At 34.0% G+C, this 879-nt stretch carries 1 protein-coding gene; it reads left to right on the forward strand.

Annotation, left to right across the window (positions count from 1 at the left end; translation table 11 throughout):
* On the forward strand, nucleotides 1-621 hold a 621-nt coding region (locus ACRRVB_RS04985; RefSeq protein ID WP_432466851.1), incomplete at its 5' end, for an NlpC/P60 family protein.
* Nucleotides 622-879: the final 258 nt, after the last annotated feature.

Raw genomic sequence — 879 nt, forward strand, 5'->3', positions numbered from 1 at the left:
CTGATCTTGTCTGTACCTATAACTGATAAAGAAGGAAAAGCATTTTTATCAGATGTGGTAGTTAATCCAACACACGCAGCATATATACCTATAAAGTCATCACCAAGAAATTTTGCTCAATTAATAAATAGCTTGAAAGGGAGACCTTATGGTTGGGGAGGGCTATCATACTATAACGACTGTTCTGCAGAACTTAAAGGGATGTTTCTTCCTTTTGGTATTTGGTTACCCCGTCAATCACGTGACCAGATAAAGACAACAGAAATGGTTGACTTGAGTACTCATACACCAACACAGCGTCTTACTTATCTAATTGATAATGGAAATCCCTTCTTTACCATAATGTATATTAAAGGCCATATATTTTTGTACATAGGGAATTTTTCACAAGTTGATCAAAAGTCACCTATGGTAATGAGTTACCAAAATATATGGGGGTTAGGTAATGTAGCAAGAGATAAAATATCTATAATTGGCGCTTCGGTATTTTTTCCGCTATTACTTAGCTACCCAGAAGATCCCAATCTTAACTCACTGTTAAGTAGAGATACGTTTCAAGTAAGTCATTTGAATAACCTACCACCAGGCTATCCTAATCTTATTCTACCTTATGTACTATAAACGTACGACTGACGTTATAAGTCTAGAACTATAAGTAGTCGGTCCTGAAATACTGTATAATTATTTGTTAATCAGCAAATAAATGGTTAAATTTGTATTGGTTAATAACCAGTTTTAGAGTTGTTTTGTATAAAAAGCTTGCAAAATAAGGATGAAATCTAAGAAAATAAATAATAGCCTTGAGCGTTTGTTTGAGCAACGCTTATCTAGTTTTCTTAACCCGAAACATCCTTTATTCCAGTTATCTGATTCGATTAC

Origin of the sequence: Candidatus Cardinium hertigii (genome assembly GCF_050864855.1) — a bacterium.
GTDB classification, from domain to species: Bacteria; Bacteroidota; Bacteroidia; order Cytophagales; family Amoebophilaceae; genus Cardinium; species Cardinium hertigii_C.